The organism is Pseudomonas sp. P4_C8, assembly GCF_056401975.1.
In genome coordinates, this window is record NZ_JBFUIH010000101.1 from 1 (window position 1) to 2,111 (window position 2,111).

Here is a 2,111-nt window from a genome sequence, read left to right on the forward strand (position 1 = left end):
ACGGTGTAGGAGAAACTGATGGTTTCGCCGGCGCGCAGGAAGTCCAGGTTCTCGCTGCTGCTGTAGTTCCAGCTGTCCTGATCGACCGAGAAGCCAGCCACCAGCGCCGCGGCCTGCGCCGCACCGAGGGTGCCGCCGCTCCAGACGAGGTCGTGGTTGGCGCTCTGGCTGACCGTCACGCCGTCGTGGCTGTCCAGATCGGCGAAGCGCAGTGCCCCGCTGTCGCTCAGCGTGGCCAACCCGTTGCCTTCGGTCATCGCCCCGGTCGGGTCGGTGATGGTCAGCGTCGGCTGGTCGTTGGTGCCGGTCAGGGTGATCGTCACCGTCTGCGCTGCCGAGGCCGCGTTGGCCGCGGCGCTGTTGTCGGTGGCCACCACGGTGTAGGAGAAGCTGATGGTTTCACCGGCCCGCAGGAAGTCCAGGTTCTCGTTGCTGCTGTAGTTCCAGCTGTCCTGATCGACCGAGAATCCGGCCACCAGCGCCGCGGCCTGCGCCGCACCGAGCGTACCGCCGCTCCAGACGAGGTCGTGGTTGGCGGTCTGGCTGACCGTCACGCCGTCGTGGCTGTCCAGATCGGCGAAGCTCAGCGCCCCGCTGTCGCTCAGCGTGGCCGCGCCGTTGCCTTCGTTCATCGCCCCGGTCGGGTCGGTGATGGTCAGCGTCGGCCGGTCATTGGTGCCGGTCAGGGTGATCGTCACCGTCTGCGCTGCCGAGGCGGCGTTGGCCGCGCCGCTGTTATCGGTGGCCACCACGGTGTAGGAGAAACTGATGGTTTCGCCGGCGCGCAGGAAGTCCAGGTTCTCGCTGCTGCTGTAGTTCCAGCTGTCCTGATCGACCGAGAAGCCGGCGACCAGCGCTGCGGCCTGCGCCGCACCGAGCGTACCGCCGCTCCAGACGAGGTCGTTATTGGCGCTCTGGCTGACCGTCACGACGTCGTGGCTGTCCAGATCGGCGAAGCTCAGCGCCCCGCTGTCGCTCAGCGTGGCCGCGCCGTTGCCTTCGTTCATTGCCCCGGTCGGGTCGGTGATGGTCAGCGTCGGCTGGTCGTTGGTGCCGGTCAGGGTGATCGTCACCGTCTGCGCTGCCGAGGCCGCGTTGCCCGCGCCGCTGTTATCGGTGGCCACCACGGTGTAGGAGAAACTGATGGTTTCGCCGGCCCGCAGGAAGTCCAGGTTCTCGCTGCTGCTGTAGTTCCAGCTGTCCTGATCGACCGAGAAGCCGGCGACCAGCGCTGCGGCCTGCGCCGCACCGAGCGTACCGCCGCTCCAGACGAGGTCGTTATTGGCGCTCTGGCTGACCGTCACGACGTCGTGGCTGTCCAGATCGGCGAAGCTCAGCGCGCCGCTGTCGCTCAGCGTGGCCGCGCCGTTGCCTTCGTTCATTGCCCCGGTTGTGTCGTCGATGGTCAGCGTCGGCTGGTCGTTGGTGCCGGTCAGGGTGATCGTCACGTCCTTGGTCACCGCCGCCCCAAAGTCGTCGGTCAGCGTCACCGTGAACACTTCGGTCTTGGTCTGGCCCTCGGCCAGGTACTGCGCCGCACCGTTACTCAGCGTATAGGTCCAGCCCACGCTGCCCACAGCGTCGCCCGTGCTCTCGTCGCTCACATTGGCCACCAGCGTACCCAGCGCACCGGACGGTGTGCTCACGCTGGCCACATGTGCGTGATCGGCCAGGTCCACGTCGCCAAAGGCGAAGCTGCCGCTGGTCACCGTGGTGCCGTCTTCGGCCACCGCACCACTTTCGACTTCTGCCGCCGTCACCGTCGGCGCGTCATTGCTACCGGTAATGGTGATCGTCACGTCCTTGGTCACCGCCGCCCCAAAGTCGTCGGTCAGCGTCACCGTGAACACTTCGGTCTTGGTCTGGCCCTCGGCCAGGTACTGCGCCGCACTGTTGCTCAGCGTATAGGTCCAGCCCACGCTGCCCGCCGCGTCGCCCGTGCTCTCGTCGCTCACATTGGCCACCAGCGTACCCAGCGCACCGGACGGTGTGCTCACGCTGGCCACATGTGCGTCATCGACCAGGTCCACGTCGCCGAAGGCGAAGCTGCCGCTGGTCACCGTGGTGCCGTCTTCGGCCACCGCACCGCTTTCGAGTTCTGCCGCCGTCAC

1 protein-coding gene is annotated in these 2,111 nt (G+C 67.2%); it reads right to left on the reverse strand.

Going from position 1 to position 2,111, the window contains the following annotated elements:
* Positions 1-2,111: VCBS domain-containing protein (locus AC1DWM_RS30020; protein ID WP_477796874.1), on the reverse strand; the 2,111-nt coding region annotated here is incomplete at both ends.